Source organism: Bulleidia sp. zg-1013, from assembly GCF_019798045.1.
GTDB lineage: Bacteria > Bacillota_I > Bacilli_A > Erysipelotrichales > Erysipelotrichaceae > Bulleidia.
Window position 1 is genome coordinate 53,534 of the sequence record NZ_JAGXEX010000008.1, and the last position, 17,326, is coordinate 70,859.

The following is a 17,326-nucleotide window of genomic DNA, read 5'->3' on the forward strand; positions in this document are numbered from 1 at the left end:
AAAATATTTACCGCCTGTTATCATGCTTGAGCGATAGGATAAAGACAGAAAGAGAGGACGTTTTATGGTAGTCAAATCTATATTTCAAGACAACAGTCGCATTCAATTAGACAAGTTATCCACCTTCGAATTGTACGAATTATTTTCAAAAGAGAATAATTGGCAGGAGCTAGCAAAAGTTGATTGGCCAAAGTTTGAAAAAAAGGATGAAAATTCATGCTTTAAAATATGAAGTTTTGCTTGCAAATAGGTTGTGGGTTGTTTTATAATAATCAAGCAATCCACAGATGGTTCCTTAGCTCAGTTGGCAGAGCAACTGACTCTTAATCAGTGGGTCGTCGGTTCGAGCCCGACAGGAACCACTTACTAGCACAATCGTTAGGTTGTGTTTTTTATTTATATTGAATGAGGTGTGATAATGGCATGAGATACGTAATTTGCGACGATGAGCCAAAATAGGTGGATATATTAGTCAAATACATTGAAGAATATAGTTCTCATACCACTAAGAAATAGAAATTATTTGTGAAGATTGTGAGTATATAGCCCAATATAATGATATGCTGAAGGTACATAGATTGGTTTTTAAAGGGGATAGGGGAATGGAAGAATATATTGTTGAAATTCCTTATGGAAAACGTGATAAGTATGTTGATTTTATTTATGAAGTCAATAACTTAATTCCGATAGATGGAATGTTGATGGTGGCGGTCAATAATATAGTTTATGATTTGTCTATCAGATTATGCATCATAGCTCCAACGGAAACACTGATAAAAATCAAGAAAATGGCAACCAAAAACTGTCTGCAAGAAGATAAAAATTCTTCGTACGATAAAATACTAGAGGAATCATTCAGAGATAGAAAATGGGATACATCTACATTCATGTATAAGGAGACAAAAGAGAGAATTTCTAGTATTTTGAATATGATGTGTTTATATTATCCAGAATCGGTATTAGAGAAAAGGGGCTATAAAAATCTTATTTCGTATAAAAAAATATTCATTTCTTATTCATATAAGGATAAGGATATTGTTTATGACTTTGAAAATCGGTGTCAAAAATTGGGTTTTCCTGTTTGGATTGATAAAAACGATATAGAGTATGGAGATGATATTAACGCAAAAATCAATGAAGGTTTAAGAGATAGTCAACTGTTTTTAGCTTTCGTTAGTAAAAACACCCTGCAATCAAGGTATGCAAAAGAAGAACTTTCAACATTGTATAGAAAACTTATCTATAATGGAGATAGAGTCATTATTATTAAATTAGATGATGTTGATTTGGGAGAAATATTCATAGGATTAGCTAACAAAAGGTATTTGGATTACACCGATGAATCAAAGGTTGAAGAATTTTTGAATTATCAATTAGAGGAATTATTAAAAAATCATTAAAAGGAGAGGTCAATATGAAAAAGATAAATGCGTTAGGAATGAGTGCTTTAGTGGCGGTCATGTTACTGAATGGTTGCGGTCCGAAACAAAGTGCAACTGTTGCTGAAAAGAAATCAGGACAAAAGGAAACCATCACCACTTCAAATTCAAAACCACAACCGGAAATAACGAAAAAGGAAGTAAAGGAAGAAGTGAAACAAGAAGAAAAGAAAGTGGAAGCTAAGGAAACAGCTCCGGCTCAAAAGGAAGTTTCCACGAAAAAAGAGGAAGTCTCTAAAGTATCCACTTCAACTTCAACTAAGAAGAACAATAGCACAGCAGCTAAAGTGAAAAGTTCTAAATCCAATGTTCAAACGAAGAAGTCTACTTCTAATTCAAGCTCTAGTAAGAAGACTTCCTCAAAGGGAAAGACGAGTAGTGCTAAAGGTAGCTCCGGTAGCACAACCAAGCCATCCAATAGCGCAACAAAACCAAAGGCTTGTAAATATAAATTAGGGGCTGATGGAAGCTGTAATAAAAGAATGTGCTTAACCTATGATCAAGTTTTCGATAAATACGAAGCTTGGGTAAAACAAAGTCATAATTTATCTAACATCACTTATGGGGATTCAGATTTTGATGGTTGTTGGGTATTATATACAAATGATGGCTCATTTAGAGTTGGAGAAGATTAGTTGCTAGTTCCTTTTTTTACAACTAAAATAGTGAAAGAATTTTTACTTCTTGAAGGCGGACTTTTCCGTCTTTTTTATATTTGAGAGGTCTGGGAGTGAAACGCCCCCAAGAAAGGAGAGTCTATGAGAGATAAAGGAATCTTATGGAAAGTACCACCATAGGAAAAAGAGAAAAAGAGATAAACAATAAAGAATATATAAGACGGATAAAATTCCGTCTTTTTTGATGAAAAAGGAGAAAAAAATGATGAAGAAAAATGTTTAAAAACGGTAAAAAGTCTAAGCAAAGTGATTGAGAATGCTGTAAAAAAGGTATAATATGATGACATAAAAATAGATGGAGGTAAAGCATATGAACAATGAAAATGTTATGAAAGGTCTTCAAGTGATAATTACAAATTTATCCCAACAGGCAGATGGACATATAATCCAGGCAAGAGTTTTTGCGAGTCAGGGTTTTAGCAAATTGGCAGATAAATATGCAGAGCATGCAGTAGAAGAGCGAGGATATGTTCAGCAGTGCATAGATAGACTTATAGATTTAGGTGGAGATGTAAAACTTGAAGCAAAGCAAGAAGCAGTAGTTTACAAAAATCCAATTGAATGGATTAAATATGATTTGCAAGTTTCTAAGGATGGACTTGCTTGGCTTGCATCTTTGACTGAGGAAGCAAGAGGAGATTACACAACATATGATATTTTGAAAAAGTATTATCAGGACGAAGAAGAAGATGCATACTGGGCTGAAGAGCAGTTAGAGTTGATTGAAATGATTGGAAAAGAAAATTGGCTTGTTCAACAGCTGTAAAAGTGTACTAACAGTTAGAAATTACAACTAAATACAAAGCTATAACATAGCAATTCAAAAACAGTCAATCAATCAGTAAAGTGAACCCCAAAAGTTGGACAAACCAATAAAGGAGGTTCATTTTTTGTTATGGAAAAACTTACAAGAGAACAGAAAATAGAATTCTATCACAAAAGGAATTGGTTAATTCAATTCCTTTTGTACATAAACTTGATTATTATCATCAATTTCCTTTAATTCAACATGAACGATTTCTTTTTTAGAAGTCGGGATATTTTTGCCAATATAATCCGGTCGGATTGGTAACTCTCGATGCCCACGATCAATTAGAATAGCTAATTGAATGGAAATCGGTCTTCCTACATCAAAGATAGCATCAATTGCGGCTCGCACTGTTCTTCCGGTGTATAAAACATCATCCACAAGGATAATGGTATGGTTTTTTAAAGAAACAGGGATTTGACAAGATTTTGTTCGAGGACCATTTTTGATTTCACTCAAATCATCACGATATAAAGTAATGTCAATTTCTCCTACAGGTACATTCACATCAACAAATTTCTTAAGTTTTTTTGCCAAACGTTTAGCCAAAGGAACGCCCCTTCTTTTAATTCCTAATAGAGCAATATTCTCTAAACCATCATTCTTTTCGATGATTTCATGTGCTAAACGACTTAAAGAGCGATCCATTTGGTTTTCATCCATAATTTGTATAATTTTACCCATGATTACCTCACATTTCTATTTTATCTGAAAATGACTTAATTTAGAAAAAGATTTCGCTGAAAAAAAGAAAGCTTATGTAGTAGTATGAAGTTATTAGAAAACTGTATCTTAGCGGATGGAAAAATATTCCCTGAAAATATTTTAAAAGTAGATGATTTTCTAGCAACAGGGTAAGCCACATCGGGGTAATAGCTATTTGTGAATAGTCTAAGGCAGAGATTGTTAGTTTGGGTATTGGAATTGAAAAGGTCTTTCCAGGTGGTGAAAATACCATTCGTGAAAAGGATATGATGTGTATTCTTTAGTAAAATAGCCCACTTTGAGGATGGGGAAATTATCTGTGTAGTTGAATGATAAATAAAAAATCTTTTTACTCCCAGTCTATTTAGGTCTTTGTCAAAAAGCCTACTTTCATTAGCTGGTAGACTTTTAATCTTTTTTTCATCAACATAATATACTTTAAAGTTATTAAAGAAAAAGCTTAAAATGTCATTCTTCTCAGTATTTTATGAATATTTTCTATTGTTTATCCGTGTATTTCAGCGTCATTCCAAAAAAAATATATATAATTAAAAAACCAGTATTTAACTGGTTTTTCGAACACTAACAGATGTTAGCGAAATAGAAAGATATGCCGATAATCGGAATCGAACCAACGACCTACTCATTACGAATGAGTTGCTCTACCGACTGAGCTATATCGGCGTACTTAGTAATGATACTGAAAAACAAAAAAGATTTCAATCATTACAAAACATTTTGAAGGAATACAGTGTAGAGAATTAATTAATAGCTAATGATACAATAAAGCTATCGAAAGGGAGGATTTCGTTATGAGTAATGACCATTTTGAACAATTAGAGATAAAAACGACTATCAAAAAAGAAAAAGAAGGCTATTACCAGTTTGAAGATACTATTTTTTATGGTAATAAAGGTGGTATGTTGGCAGATGTTGGTACTATCAATGGCTTGACTGTGACAGATTTAAAATACGATGAAAACGAAGTTCTTTGGCATAAGGTGGATGGTACTTTAAGTAATCCGATTGAAATGAAGGTAGATCGTGAAACACGCTATATGAATACAAGCGTCCAAACTTTATTTCATGCGATGGATGGCTATTATCGCCGAAAAGAAGGTAAATATATCATTGCGATTGGTGTACAAGCTATGAATCAATGGTATGAAGTCAATGAAACGGTGGATGAAGAAGAATTAAAGAATATTCAAGCGTATATGGATGAAGTGATTTGGGATGATATTCCAGTTGAATTTTCTTATGTGCCAGGAAAGGATTATCCAGATTCTCATTACCAACATTTAAATCTTGTTCGTGTTGTTAAAATAGGGGATTATGACGAGCAACCATGTGGCACTCTTCATGTCAATCATACTGGTGAAATAGGTTCGGCAGTGGTTTTAGGAGCGGAGAAAACCTCCCGTGGTACAAGAGTTCTATGTACAGTTGGACCGGCAACGAAGCAACGTTTTCAGTTGGAACATCAATATCTAATGGAAGCTAGTAGGCAAGCCGGCGTGAAAGAAAATGAACTAAAAGACCGTATTGAAAAGTTACAAAATGACTTAAAAGAAAAGAATAAGAGCGAACAAACTTGGAAAGAAAAAGTCTTAGCTTTTGAATTAGAAAAAGTAAAAAAGACGAATGAAAAAGTGATTGAAATAGACGGCTTTACAAGTAAAGAGTTAGCTTCTTTCTTAAATCCTTTATTGACTGATAATCGTGAAATAGCTTTTGTATCAAAGGTGAATAATCAAGTTCATGTGGCTTTGGGGTCAAGCAATGGATCCGCGAGAGTTTATTTAAGGAGCATCCAGGAAAGTATGATGATTCGTGGTGGTGGATCATTGAAACTGGTCAGTTTCCAATGTGAAGAAGCGATTGAATCAGTTATCGATAAATTAAAGGAAGTTCTAGGTTGAACTTCCTTTTCTTATGTATGTTAGTGAGCGATAAGGGACTTGAACCCATGACCCCTTCCACGTCAAGGAAGTGCTCTCCCAGCTGAGCTAATCACTCATTAAGAAGTTGTAAATCACTTCTTGTTTTCTTTATTTGAAAATTCACAAATCAGCCATTTGTTGTCAACTTTTTCAACTGAAAGTTTCATTGAAAAGTTAGAGAAAGTAGCATAAGTTTCCAATGTATCAACGGTTTCTTGTAAGTCTTTAATAAGTATAGAAGCCATCATCTTCTTGGCCTCATTCTCGCCTTTCTCTGTCCAAGTCTTAATGAAATTATTTCTTTGGGAATTAAATTTCTTTTGGAATACCTCTAAAACAGTATCCAATTCTTTAACGCCTTCAAAAGTAACGTCTATTACATAAACATCACCCTCTTTTTTGATTTCACCTATTTGATAAAACTTTATCATTTTATCTAACAATTGATGGAAAATTGTTTTCAATTGCGTTTTTTGTTCTATAGTGAAAGTAAAAATATTGCCACCTAAGCCATCTGTATTTAAAGCTTGATTGATTGTATCAATCATCTTACTAGCTTCTTTTGTCATGAACTTTTTGCAGTTATCATAATCTCCCTTATCAAAGGATTGTAGAAATTTTTCCGTAATCGCTTGTACTTCTTTCTTTTCGGATGAACCATTATTGCAAGCAAAAAGACTAATTGAAACGACTAAAACAAACAAGATTTTAACAATTTTCTTCATGATATTCTCCCTTGCTTTATTTTAGCAGAAGTAGCACTAAAATTGACATTTTCATCCATTTCATCAAGAATTAGACCGCAAGGAGAAAAGTGATGAAAAAAATAGCGTATATCGGAGCGGGACCTTCTGCTTTACTTGGAGCACAGGCTTTATTAAATAAAGGGGATTATCAAATATCCATTTATGATAAAAATAATCGTTCAGGAGGAGCTGCTTACACAGGTATTCCATCTTGGCGTTTTAGCTTAGCTTTTATAGATAGAGTTGAAAAAGAATTAAAAGAGAAGGGAACTCAGTTTTACTATAATGTCGAAGTAGGAAAAGATATTCCTTTTGCGAAGCTTCGTGAAGAAAATGATGTGGTGGTTGTAGCGATTGGTGCTCAGATTGAAAATTTAGCAGGCTTTGAAGCAGGGAATGGCTACGAAGCAGGGTTGACTTTGTTATATAACCTAAATATTTTGCATCAAGAAAAGGATTACCAAGAAAAGTACCAAAGTGCAATTGTTTGGGGTGGTGGCAATGTGGCGATGGATTGTTGCCGAAGCTTGAAAAGAATTTTGCCGGATGTGCAACTTTTGTACCGTCGTTCACAAGACGAAATACCTGCTAGTAAAGGAGAAGTAAAGGACGCTGTAAAAGAAGGTGTTGTTTTCCATTACCTTGAAAATATTGCGGATATTGTTCGGGATGTGAAGGGGTCTGTGACAGGTGTTCAAGCGGACACGATGGTTCTTGGCGAAAAAGATGAAAGCGGTCGAGCTTCTGTGCATGTGCAAGAAGGTTCGAAACATTTCATTCCAGCAGATTTGGTGGTTGCGGCTGTTGGTCAAAAGGTTGACTTCTCTGTTTTGGATGAGGGGTTAAAGACTTTATCAAAATCAGAACATAAGACCAATTTAGAAGGGGTCTTTGTTTGTGGAGATGCTTTGTATGGTCCAGCTATGATTGGCAACGCAATAAAAGATGGAAAAGCTTGTAGTGAAGAGGTGTTTGAATATTTAAGTCAAGGGCATTAAGCCCTTTTGTTTTATGAATTCAATAATTTATTAAAGAATTTACACTGTAAAAAATTGCAAAGCAAATAGAGGATATATTATAATGAAAAAAGAAGAGGTTTGGATGGAAAAAGTATATAAAAGAAATCTTATGGCTGTAATGCTTAATTTAATCATTATGGTGTTTGCGGTCGTTTTTGTTTTTTTATTTGTGGGGTATTTTGGTGGTTCAAAGGCTGGGTTTATTGCGTCCGGCATTACTTTATTGCTTGCTTTAACAATAATTTATAAGGAAAGTCGAATTAAGGTTGTTGTTCACGATAACGATTTTTCAGTCTATGATGGAAAAAAAGCTTATCATTATAATCTTGATGAAGTTTCTATTCAATCAAAATCGGCTGATTATCAAACATTCACTCTATATGTTACTGCTATAAATGGAGAAAAAGATTATTTTGATTTATCTATGCTAGGGTATCGGCGATTTCATGAACTATTAGAAGATTTAGGCATCATTGGTGAAAAAAGTAAGGCTATTCAACTCACAGATGAAAAAGAAAAAATGTAGTTTTGATAGGTATCATAAAAAGAAAGGAGAGTAAAAAATGGAACCGCACATCATTGCACTAATCGTAGGAGGCACTTTGGTTTTAGGGGCTGTTATTAGCTTCATCTCCATGAAAGTCAATCAGAATTCAAGAGAAAATTGGTTGGCAACGCATTCGGATTTTGCAAAAATCGAGCTTGCTTCAGAGAATGGTATTTTTATACAAAAGGATTTTCATGCACAAGTTATTAGTGGCGAAGCGGCGTTTTTTGCTGAAGGCACAAAATACATAATTTATGCAGCACCAGGGAACGTCACTCTAGAGGTTAGCTATACTTACATAAGACCTGGTGTATTGTACAAAAAGGTTAGTAGGACTTGGGGACCAACGAAAGTTGAAATTCAAGTAGAAAGTGGAAAAGAATATAAGTTGAGCTTTGATAAAGACAAAGAGCAATTTAAACTCACCGGTAAGTAGAAAAGGGTTGCCATTTTTAAAAATGGCAGTCTTTTTAACTTTACAGATGAATAGAAATTCGTTAAAATAGTAGGCACGCGGATATGGCGGAATTGGAAGACGCGCTAGACTTAGAATCTAGTTCCTCGGAGTGCAGGTTCGACCCCTGTTATCCGCATTTAATATAAAAACCCCAGTAAAATGGGGCTTTTATATTCTATGGACGGATTAATTCTTATATTCATTATTATATTCATTAATTTTTTTGATTAATTGTTCTTCTGAATTTCTTGACAAGTGAGTATAAGTTTTTAAAGTTTGTTCTATTGTTGCATGTCCTAATCTTTTTGAGACAGCCACAATATTAATTCCTTCGCTAATTAGCCAAGTGGCGTGACTATGTCGTAAATCGTGTACACGTATTTTTTGAACACCTGATTCAGAAATAGCTTTTTTAAAAACACTTTCTATCATTGAAGGATAGGTTCGAACTGTCGCTAAAGGATTAACCTCATAGGGACAGAGAAAATAATAAGAAACTTGGAAAGGAGGTAATTCTCATGTCAAATACGAAAAGAACAGGACAAACAGCCCTTTATGAGCGTTTAAGCAGAGATGATGAAATGCAAGGAGAAAGCAATTCTATCACCAATCAAAAACAACTACTTGAAAGTTATGCGAAAAGAAACGGCTTTGTAAATATCTATCACTATACCGATGATGGAGTAAGCGGAACAACCTTTGATAGAGAGGGATTTCAAAAGATGATAAAAGCAGTAGAAGAAAACAAAGTATCTACTGTGATAGTAAAAGATATGAGTAGGTTTGGCAGAGATTACCTCAAAGTAGGGTTTTACACCGAAATACTGTTCAAAGAAAAGGGAGTAAGATTTATCGCCATCAACAACGGAATAGACAGTGAGAAACAAGCAGAAAGCGACTTTACCCCATTTCTAAACATTATGAACGAATGGTATGCAAGAGATACCTCAAGAAAAATACAATCTATCTTCAGAGCAAGAATGGAAGAGGGGAAAAGAGTATCGCCAAGCGTTCCATACGGCTATTATAGAAACCCAAAGAACAAACAGGAGCTACTTGTCGATAAAGAGAGTGCAAAGGTCGTAAAACGCATTTACAGGCTTGTTATAGAGGGATATGGGGTAACACAGATAGCAGATATACTAACAAAAGATAAAATCCTTATCCCATCAGCCTATGCAGAAATACATTACCCCGAAAATAACCATAGCTCCAAGAAAAGAGGAATAGAAGACCCCTATTTTTGGACACCGACTACAGTAGGCTATATCTTAGAAAAAAGAGAATATATGGGACACACCGTACTTGGGAAAACAATATGTGTCGATTACAAAACCAAGAAACGAAGAAAGGCAAAAGAAGATGAACTCATTATCTTCCAAAATACCCATGAAGCTATCATTGACGAAGAAACATGGAATAATGCTCAAAGGCTAAGAAAGACAGTAAGAAGAAGTCCAAAGTACGGGACAACCTCACACCCATTTACAGGACTTTTAATCTGTGCAGATTGTGGAGGAAAATTAAGTTACAGAGAGCCGGCAGAACATAAAGAAAAGAAATATGATAGTGATTACTCTTTTGTATGTCAACATTACAGACACAGAAAAGGCAGTTGCAGTATGCACTATATCAAAGTAAAGACAGTGAATGAAATACTCTTAAAATCAATCAAAGAAATCACAGATTTTGCAAAAGAAGAAAAGCAAGAATTTCTAAAAGTGATGAACAAGCTATCCGATGAAAAACGAGAAGAAAAGTATCAAGAAGATAAAGAGAAATTAGAAAAACTGTCATCAAGAAATGAAGAACTAACAACCCTCATTACAAAGCTATACGAAGACCATGCTCTTGGAAAAATACCTGTAAAACACTTTGACAGATTGTTTAATATCTATGATACGGAGCAACAAGACTTAGAAAAGCAAATACAGTATTTTGAAAATGAAATAGAAAGCTACCATCAGAGAAAAGTTGACACCGATAAATTCCTAAAAATGATAGAAAAGTATACCGATATTGAGGAATTGACAGTACCAATGATAAATGAGTATATAGAAAAAGTTGTAGTCCATGAAGCCACTGGGGAAAGACAAGGCAAAAACAGAAAACAACAAGTCGATGTGTATTTTAATTTTATAGGAAACTGCCAAGTGCCACAGAAAGCTGATATAGAAAAAATGGCTTAAAAATGGTATAATATTACTAAATATTTAGAAAGATAAATTTGCTTTGATTTCTATCTTAAATAAATAGAGTTATAAATAAGTTTAAGGAAATGATATACTGGTAGTCAATTTTGGTGTGGAATTTGATTTCACAGTTGAAAGTCGAGGAAAGGGAGAAATGCCTTTAATGAGTGAAAATATCGTTACTGATTTAAAACAATGTTTGATTCAACTAATTGAACATTTACGCAATGAAAATATTATTAAAAATATTAGCGTAGAGGATTTGAATTGTCAAACATTTAATCGTCTTGTGATTTTATTAAGAAATATGCTCAAGGAAGAATATCCTAAAACAAAGCTAAAACCAATCATGAAAAGTGTTCATTATGCAAATGGTTTTAGCGATTTGTCTTTGAAAGAAAGTGCTTTTGTACTTGATGAGGTTGAACAGTATCTCTGTATCAATAAATTTCTTAATCACGATAAATCAGTTGAATATTTTAATAATAGGATTACAGCTAATGGATTTGAAATAAATCCAGAAAATTTGCTTTTGGTTATGATAGAAAGTTTGTTATGTTGCAAGAAGGAATTTAATTGAAGTATATTGCTAAATTGTAGAAATTTAGAGAAAATTTTCAGTTTGTCGAAATGAAACAATTAAATACAAGTAATAATATAGCAACTTATGAAGCAGTAAATCAAAAATGGTTTACTGTTTTTTTGTTACTCAGATTTTAGAAGAAAGGACAAAGAAAATGAAAAATATAGATGAAAAAATCTTAATGGCAGAAGAAGAAATCAAGCAGTTACAAAACAAAAGAAAAAAGCTCATCAGTCAGCAAAAACAGGAAGAGAGAAAAAAGAGAGATAGACGCCTTTATGAAAAAGGAGCAGTCTTTGAAAGTATCTTTACAGAAAGCAAGGACTTTACTAAAGATGAATTTTATCAGCTCATTACATTCCTGAATATCAAAGAAGCAATCAATCAAAAAATCCTAAAAGTCATAGAGAAGCGAAAAGAAAATCAAAATCAAAATACAGAAAATCAAGAGAAAGAAATGGAAACAGAGGAATAGTCCCTTGTTTACAAGGGCGCACTTATACACCCTAAAGGGTGTGTGCGTTCTTCGAAGGCTCTTGCAGAGAGCATATCAGCTAACGCTGATACAGGGGAGCTACACTCCCCTACGGAAATAAATTTCCTACCCCTTGTGTACTTTCCAAAAGAAATCGGATAAAAAACTATCCGACTTTTTTTAGGAAGTCTTACCTATCGCCACATTAAAGTATCAAAAAAACGAAAGGAGGTTTTTATCTATGGCGATATATCATCTTTGCATAAAGATTATCTCAAGAGGCAAAGGAAAAAGTGCAGTAGCAGCTTCCGCCTATCGTAGTGGTGAAAAGATAAAAAACGAATATGACGGAATAGTCCATGACTTTACAAGAAAAGGCGGAATAGTCCATACAGAAATTCTATTACCACAAAATGCACTACAGGAATTTACAAACCGTTCTGCCTTATGGAACAGTGTGGAAAAAATAGAAAAAAGCAAACAGGAAGATTTTTATAATGAGCATACCGCAGAGATTATTTTATTTGAGAGTGCGAAAAAATATCTGAAAGAACATTTAGGAGAAAACAAGACCTTAAATATATCCAAATGGAAATCAGAAGTTGCCACTTTGAAGAAAGGAAAAAATAGCCTTTATAATCAAATATTAAGGATACGAGAAGAAGTTAAACAGGCAGAAAAAGTTAAGACCTGTATAGATAAATTACTGCAAGAAAACAGAGGACTAATACAGGTAAAGAGGAACGAGTTAGACCTATAAAACTTGGCTTAAATATGGTATAATATTGTAAATGTTAAGTAAAACAAATTAGTATTTATAAAAGGGGTATACCAAATGACTTTAATTGAATATATACGAAAGAGAGACGAAATGACAAGGCAAGAATGGGAAGATACCTTTGAGAAAGAGGAGATTGAAGTTCTTGCTTTGATACAGAAGACGAGAGGAGCAGGCAAGAGAAACGGCTTTTGGGAAGCCCAAGTTGATTTTCTAGCTTATGTAGATTGCAAAACAAGGGAATTATACAAGGATGAGGGATGGCTGGTCTATCCTGTTAGCGATGAGGAATATGAAAAAAATCGTATTCTCGATCGATTTAAGAATGAAACGATTTATCGCTTAAAGGTACGGATGAAAAAGCAGGAAGATGTTCCTGAGGGCATTACCAAGTCTGCAAGGAATCGACTGCTTGTAACAGAAATTCTTGAAGAAAGTGTATCTTGTATGCCACTGGAAGAAATTCTCACGGAATACAACAAGCCGATTATTTTGCAAGATAAAATTTTAGGAGAGCTGACTCTGAATAAAGAATTTAGTTGGTTTGAGGGTAATGTTTCATGGCAGGGTGAAAGGATAGAGATTTTACTCGAAGTAAACAAGGATAATAAGAGCAACTGGACAAAGGCAAGAAACGCCATGAAGAATTTGTTATCAGAACAGGAAAAATGGGATAAAGAAATGCGCCGATTTGCGGCAAATAAGCTCACTACTCTTGCATGTGAATGGCGTGATTCGGCAGATGAGCCGATTCCAGAAATTACGGAGCAGAGCTTTTCAGAGCGAATTACGCTCGAGAGCATATCAATAACCTCGGGAGGTTCTTTTTCCGCCTATTTCGATGATGACTATATGTTTTTTGGACATTGTGTTACAGTACGTGGCAGTTTGAAAAAGGGAATTGTATCGGCGGATATGGAGGGATAATCCGTACAACTCCCGGTTTATAGGGATATGTAAATAAGGAGTTATGAAGGACATTGTTATATGGAAGATTTAGAAATTTTTGAGGTGGCATGTAAATATTTTTTACAAACAATTAGTGAATTTAAGGAAACTTTATCAACCAAAGTTAGAGCGTTAGAAATTGCAGACTGGACATATGATAGTGGAATAACAAAAGTTTGCCAACCTGATGAAAATGATAAGAAAAAGAGATGTAAAACAGGGATAGAATATCGTTCAAAAGTTGAGCTGTCATTGGAAGATGTAGAAACTATTTGGCGTGAATTTAATGCATTTTTTGATAAAACATATATAGCGGATATTGAACGCATTTCAAATAATGAGGAAATAGGGAGATACGAATTTATAACTACAAACTCTAAGGGAGATGAGATTGAATGTGTGATTTATTTATCTGGTGAGTGGAATATCCCACAGATTCGCCTTTCAGTTTTTGTTACAGCCAGATATAAAAATATGGATTTTGTAGTATAAATTAGAAGTTGTGAGGGATGACGATGAGCAATCTAAATAGCTTAATTGAAAGAATGGAAAACGAAATAGATACAGATAATTTCATTGAAATTATGGATAATTGTATACAGGAAATTGAAGAAAGTGGTATTGGCATTGAAGCAGTGGAACCACTATTACAATTTATAGAGCGACACCCACTTTCGGATTTTGGAACACCGGGTTCGATTGTCCATTTTGTAGAAAAATTTTATAAGCAGGGATATGAACCTCTCTTAATCTCTTCTGTCAAACGATGTCCCACTATGCACACTGTTTGGATGTTGAACAGAGTGAAAAACGGAGAGCAAGAGCAGCAGGTATACTTTGAGATTTTAAACGACATTGTTCATAATAAGGATATTGAAGAAGAAATAAGAAGATTAGCTCAAGACTTTTTGTCTTGACAAATCCCGGTTTGTCAAGATGAAATAATTAAATAAAAAAATAACATAGCAACTTCCGAAACAGTAAATCACAACAAAGGTTTACTGTTTTTTCTTTGTCTAAGAAAGCGGAAAGGAGAACATATGGAAGAAGAAAAAAGAGAAATAAAAGAACCACCTAATAAACAGTTAATTATGGATATTGGAAAGACAGAATATACTGTAAACCTACATTTCAAACAAGGTACAGGTGAAACATACAAGGACAAAATACTAAAGCTAATCAAGAGAGAAACGAAGAAGATATAAATTTGTCAAAGAAATTTTGTTTATGTCCTTGGCAAATCTTCCCAAATGCCACTATTGGGCTAGAGTTTGCGACAAGTCCGCAAAAATACTTATTAGGGGTAACAGATGACCAATACGAAGCCATTATTAATCAGAAATTTCAACAATATGTGGGCTCTATTATTACTAGTACATCCAATCCGGAGACGGGGAAAAATCCAACTTTTAGGCAATTATCACAAGGAAGCTTAGAGCCACATGTACAAATGCTTAGAATGTTAGCAACACAATTTAGTGCCGCCACAGGGCTAACAGTCACAGACACAGGAGTTATTAACGATGCCAATCCAACATCAAGTGACGCTATATTGGCACAATCTCAAACACTTGTATTATTGGCGGAACAGTTGAATCAAGGTAATTCAGTATCGTTACAAAAGATTATTCAAATGGCACAAGCTATTAATAATCAAGTTTCTTTGGATGAATTAACAGAAGAAGAAAAGAATGTAATTGCCCACTTTAAAAATCCGGCTATGCCAAGTATATCAATGACAGCAGATGCGGCGGTGAAGATTGCAAGTGTTCGCCCTAACTTTGGTAGTACAGACACATTTCTTGAAATGGTTGGATTTGATCAAGCGGATATAAGACGAATCAACGCACAGGAACAAAGAGCCAGAGGGGCAACAGTACTAACGGAAGAATTCAGCGGTGAACTAAATGAAGATACCCGCTAAAGACTGGCAAGCCTATATTAGTAAGCTATCCGCAATCAACAAGAAAGCTGGAGAACTACTACAAAAATACTGCAACCGGCATGGCATGGAAGATATAGAAGCTTTGCTTACCTATGCTCATGCTTTGGTAGACCGCTATGGTGGGGCTGGTTCAGAATTGGCTTGTCAGATGTATGACGCTTTAGCCAGAGCACAAAGGGCTAATGTTCCTTTAGCAGAACCGGCAAGAATTGCTAATAGAAAAGAAGTAGCCGGAGCTTTGTTAAATACACAAGGCACAGGGAATATGGTTTCTAGTGTTCAAAGATTAGTAAAGACGGCATCATCGGACACAATGTTAAAAAATGCTAAGAGAGATAAAGCAGAATGGGCGTGGATTTCCAAAGGGGATACATGTCCTTTTTGTATGACATTGGCTAGTCAAGGATGGATGCCGGCTTCTAAAGCTGTTCTTAAAGGAGACCATGCAGAGCATATTCATGCCAATTGTGATTGTGAGTTTGCGATACGGTTTGATGGGAAAAGTACTGTTGAAGGATATGAACCGCAAAGGTTTAAGAAGATATACGATGAAGCAGAAGGCAGAAATGTTAAGGATAAACTGAATTCAATTAGAAGAATGCAATATGCGAGTATCAAGGATGAACGGAATGCAAGAAGAAGAGAACTATATGCGGCACAATCCACTTCGATTTTAAAGAATAGACTTGATTTTATAGTTGATGGTGATTGTTTATTCATACCTACAGGTTCGGAAATTAATCATGTTAAAACTATAGCTGGAAAAGGAACGGATATAGAACTTAGACAAGCAAAGTATCTTTCAAAAGAATATGGTGGAAATGTCGATAGTTGGACTAAAAAGGTCGGGCAGATTACCAGCGAAAAATATATCTATGATATTCATTGGTATGAAAATAGTGATAATAAACAATATCGTGTTAAAATGAAATCGAGAAAGGAGAATACAAAGAAATGAAAGCTAAATATTTAGGTGAATCGTTTTTTGAAGGAGATGGACTAACAGACAATACAGTCTATGAAATTACAGAAGAAGACGATATGTATCGTGTTATAGATGATAGCGGTGAAGATTATTTGTATTCTAAAGAAAATCCTGCACCATTAGACGGAAGTTCCAAAGGTGGAAAATGGGAAATTATCGAAGAATAAGTGAGTGCTCTTGATAAAGCACCTGAATGGGACAATCATAAGCCATCTGATATTAAAAGGTTATTATCTATTTTTGAAAACTAGATAAGGATGCAAGGAGATTACCTATGGCAAAAGATGATTACTTTGTAATATTGTACAAATTGCTTGTTTATTTATACGCATGTAAAAAGCGTCAGATTATTTTTGAAGAAATCACATTTCAAGAAGCGGTCAGAAAGAATGTGAAAAATGACCAGTATTTCTATGATATCCTTGAAATGGCACAGGATGAAGGATTGATAAAAAATGTTTCATTCGTTAATGCGTGGGGTGGAGACAAAATAATCTTGTCTGCGATGAATGAACTTGAAATCACCGCAAACGGAATTCGATATTTGAAAGACAACAGCAGTATGAAAAAGATATCGGAGATGTTGAAAACTGCTGGTGATATCATTTCCAAATTAGCTTCATTGCTTGAAATATTTTAAATATGAAACACGGAGCTTAAAGCCGTGTTTTTTATTGGCAACTCGTGCCTTAAACGAGGATAAAGTAACTCGTACTTGAAAACGAGGATGGAGGAAAGAATGGACGATAATGTTCAAAACAACGCTACTGTGGGCGAAACACAGGATAACGTTACTGTGGACGTAGAAGAAACACAGGAAATAGAAACACGCACATTTACGCAAAAAGAACTAGATGAAATAGTTCAAAGAAGAGTTAGTAAAGAGCATGAGCGATTTTCTGATTATGAAGCACTCAAAGAAAAAGCCGGTAAAGTAGATGAATTACAAAATCCTAAATTTGACAGTTTTAAAAAGATAAAGATGAAAAAACGCTCTATTTAAGCCTTTTTTTCATCTTTTTTCTTTATTCAAAATGTAATAATATTTTAACTTTTGGTCTTCTTATTAATTTCATTTA

The 17,326-nt window shown here is 34.5% G+C and carries 22 protein-coding genes, 4 tRNA genes and 1 pseudogene; 22 read left to right on the forward strand and 5 right to left on the reverse strand.

Features of this window, described 5'->3' with window-relative positions:
• The first annotated feature begins 289 nt into the window (after positions 1–289).
• From K7I92_RS06085 to K7I92_RS06100, 4 genes are all read left to right on the forward strand, one after another.
• Positions 290–362: transfer RNA gene (locus K7I92_RS06085), tRNA-Lys, on the forward strand.
• 240 nt (positions 363–602) lie between these two features.
• Positions 603–1,400 (forward strand): toll/interleukin-1 receptor domain-containing protein, encoded by a 798-nt coding sequence (locus tag K7I92_RS06090; protein ID WP_220282440.1) that lies wholly within the window; start codon positions 603–605, stop codon positions 1,398–1,400.
• A 14-nt stretch (positions 1,401–1,414) separates the two neighbouring features.
• Positions 1,415–2,074: a hypothetical protein gene (locus tag K7I92_RS06095; protein WP_220282441.1), complete on the forward strand. Its 660-nt coding sequence runs from the start codon at positions 1,415–1,417 to the stop codon at positions 2,072–2,074.
• Positions 2,075–2,426: 352 nt separating this feature from the next.
• Entirely contained in the window at positions 2,427–2,882 is a 456-nt protein-coding gene (locus K7I92_RS06100; RefSeq protein ID WP_220282442.1) for a bacterioferritin, read from the forward strand.
• 183 nt (positions 2,883–3,065) lie between these two features.
• Here the strand turns inward: K7I92_RS06100 and pyrR are convergent, their stop codons facing one another.
• Together pyrR and K7I92_RS06110 are read right to left on the reverse strand one after the other, a co-directional pair.
• Positions 3,066–3,608, reverse strand: a complete 543-nt coding sequence (gene pyrR, locus K7I92_RS06105) for a bifunctional pyr operon transcriptional regulator/uracil phosphoribosyltransferase PyrR (RefSeq protein ID WP_203245323.1) — start codon at positions 3,606–3,608, stop codon at positions 3,066–3,068.
• A 632-nt stretch (positions 3,609–4,240) separates the two neighbouring features.
• Positions 4,241–4,313, reverse strand: a tRNA-Thr gene (locus K7I92_RS06110).
• A 128-nt stretch (positions 4,314–4,441) separates the two neighbouring features.
• Here K7I92_RS06110 and K7I92_RS06115 point away from each other — a divergent pair.
• On the forward strand, positions 4,442–5,551 hold the full coding sequence (locus K7I92_RS06115; protein ID WP_220282443.1) for a DHHA1 domain-containing protein: 1,110 nt from the start codon (positions 4,442–4,444) through the stop codon (positions 5,549–5,551).
• Positions 5,552–5,575: 24 nt separating this feature from the next.
• Here K7I92_RS06115 and K7I92_RS06120 read toward each other — a convergent pair.
• Positions 5,576–5,648 (reverse strand) — tRNA-Val (locus K7I92_RS06120).
• Positions 5,649–5,664: 16 nt separating this feature from the next.
• Entirely contained in the window at positions 5,665–6,297 is a 633-nt protein-coding gene (locus K7I92_RS06125; protein WP_220282444.1) for a hypothetical protein, read from the reverse strand.
• A gap of 92 nt (positions 6,298–6,389) precedes the next feature.
• Between K7I92_RS06125 and K7I92_RS06130 the strand changes: the two genes are divergently transcribed.
• The 4 genes from K7I92_RS06130 (at position 6,390) to K7I92_RS06145 (ending at position 8,477) form a co-directional block, all read left to right on the forward strand.
• Complete coding sequence (locus K7I92_RS06130) at positions 6,390–7,316, forward strand: FAD-dependent oxidoreductase (protein ID WP_220282445.1); 927 nt, start codon at positions 6,390–6,392, stop codon at positions 7,314–7,316.
• An 82-nt stretch (positions 7,317–7,398) separates the two neighbouring features.
• Entirely contained in the window at positions 7,399–7,863 is a 465-nt protein-coding gene (locus K7I92_RS06135; RefSeq protein ID WP_220282446.1) for a hypothetical protein, read from the forward strand.
• A gap of 37 nt (positions 7,864–7,900) precedes the next feature.
• A complete protein-coding gene (locus K7I92_RS06140) occupies positions 7,901–8,320 on the forward strand; it encodes a hypothetical protein (protein WP_220282447.1) in 420 nt (139 codons plus the stop codon).
• Between the two features lie 77 nt (positions 8,321–8,397).
• Positions 8,398–8,477 (forward strand) — tRNA-Leu (locus K7I92_RS06145).
• Between the two features lie 50 nt (positions 8,478–8,527).
• Here K7I92_RS06145 and K7I92_RS06150 read toward each other — a convergent pair.
• A pseudogene (locus K7I92_RS06150) lies at positions 8,528–8,776 on the reverse strand (tyrosine-type recombinase/integrase); the annotation flags it as partial.
• An 83-nt stretch (positions 8,777–8,859) separates the two neighbouring features.
• Here K7I92_RS06150 and K7I92_RS06155 point away from each other — a divergent pair.
• From K7I92_RS06155 to K7I92_RS06215, 13 genes are all read left to right on the forward strand, one after another.
• Positions 8,860–10,530, forward strand: coding sequence for a recombinase family protein (locus K7I92_RS06155; protein WP_220282449.1), 1,671 nt, complete (start codon positions 8,860–8,862; stop codon positions 10,528–10,530).
• 115 nt (positions 10,531–10,645) lie between these two features.
• Positions 10,646–11,113 carry a hypothetical protein gene (locus K7I92_RS06160; protein ID WP_220282450.1) on the forward strand — a complete coding sequence of 156 codons (468 nt, stop codon included), beginning with the start codon at positions 10,646–10,648 and terminating at the stop codon, positions 11,111–11,113.
• Between the two features lie 157 nt (positions 11,114–11,270).
• Positions 11,271–11,591, forward strand: coding sequence for a DUF3847 domain-containing protein (locus K7I92_RS06165; protein WP_220282451.1), 321 nt, complete (start codon positions 11,271–11,273; stop codon positions 11,589–11,591).
• A gap of 241 nt (positions 11,592–11,832) precedes the next feature.
• The gene (locus tag K7I92_RS06170) at positions 11,833–12,351 is read left to right on the forward strand and encodes a MobA/MobL family protein (RefSeq protein WP_220282452.1); all 519 of its coding nucleotides are present in this window, start codon (positions 11,833–11,835) and stop codon (positions 12,349–12,351) included.
• A 75-nt stretch (positions 12,352–12,426) separates the two neighbouring features.
• Positions 12,427–13,296 carry a DUF2262 domain-containing protein gene (locus tag K7I92_RS06175; RefSeq protein ID WP_220282453.1) on the forward strand — a complete coding sequence of 290 codons (870 nt, stop codon included), beginning with the start codon at positions 12,427–12,429 and terminating at the stop codon, positions 13,294–13,296.
• A gap of 60 nt (positions 13,297–13,356) precedes the next feature.
• A complete protein-coding gene (locus tag K7I92_RS06180; protein WP_203245335.1) occupies positions 13,357–13,809 on the forward strand; it encodes a hypothetical protein in 453 nt (150 codons plus the stop codon).
• A gap of 23 nt (positions 13,810–13,832) precedes the next feature.
• Positions 13,833–14,234 carry a hypothetical protein gene (locus K7I92_RS06185; RefSeq protein ID WP_220282454.1) on the forward strand — a complete coding sequence of 134 codons (402 nt, stop codon included), beginning with the start codon at positions 13,833–13,835 and terminating at the stop codon, positions 14,232–14,234.
• 123 nt (positions 14,235–14,357) lie between these two features.
• Positions 14,358–14,522: a transposon-encoded TnpW family protein gene (locus K7I92_RS06190; RefSeq protein ID WP_220282455.1), complete on the forward strand. Its 165-nt coding sequence runs from the start codon at positions 14,358–14,360 to the stop codon at positions 14,520–14,522.
• Positions 14,523–14,524: 2 nt separating this feature from the next.
• On the forward strand, positions 14,525–15,241 hold the full coding sequence (locus K7I92_RS06195; protein ID WP_220282456.1) for a hypothetical protein: 717 nt from the start codon (positions 14,525–14,527) through the stop codon (positions 15,239–15,241).
• Positions 15,225–16,220 carry a hypothetical protein gene (locus K7I92_RS06200; RefSeq protein ID WP_220282457.1) on the forward strand — a complete coding sequence of 332 codons (996 nt, stop codon included), beginning with the start codon at positions 15,225–15,227 and terminating at the stop codon, positions 16,218–16,220. Before K7I92_RS06195 ends, K7I92_RS06200 begins: the two co-directional genes overlap by 17 nt.
• Entirely contained in the window at positions 16,217–16,414 is a 198-nt protein-coding gene (locus K7I92_RS06205; RefSeq protein WP_220282458.1) for a hypothetical protein, read from the forward strand. Before K7I92_RS06200 ends, K7I92_RS06205 begins: the two co-directional genes overlap by 4 nt.
• Before the next feature lie 107 nt (positions 16,415–16,521).
• The gene (locus K7I92_RS06210) at positions 16,522–16,887 is read left to right on the forward strand and encodes a YjcQ family protein (RefSeq protein ID WP_220282459.1); all 366 of its coding nucleotides are present in this window, start codon (positions 16,522–16,524) and stop codon (positions 16,885–16,887) included.
• Between the two features lie 99 nt (positions 16,888–16,986).
• On the forward strand, positions 16,987–17,250 hold the full coding sequence (locus K7I92_RS06215) for a hypothetical protein (RefSeq protein WP_220282460.1): 264 nt from the start codon (positions 16,987–16,989) through the stop codon (positions 17,248–17,250).
• Positions 17,251–17,326 lie beyond the last annotated feature (76 nt).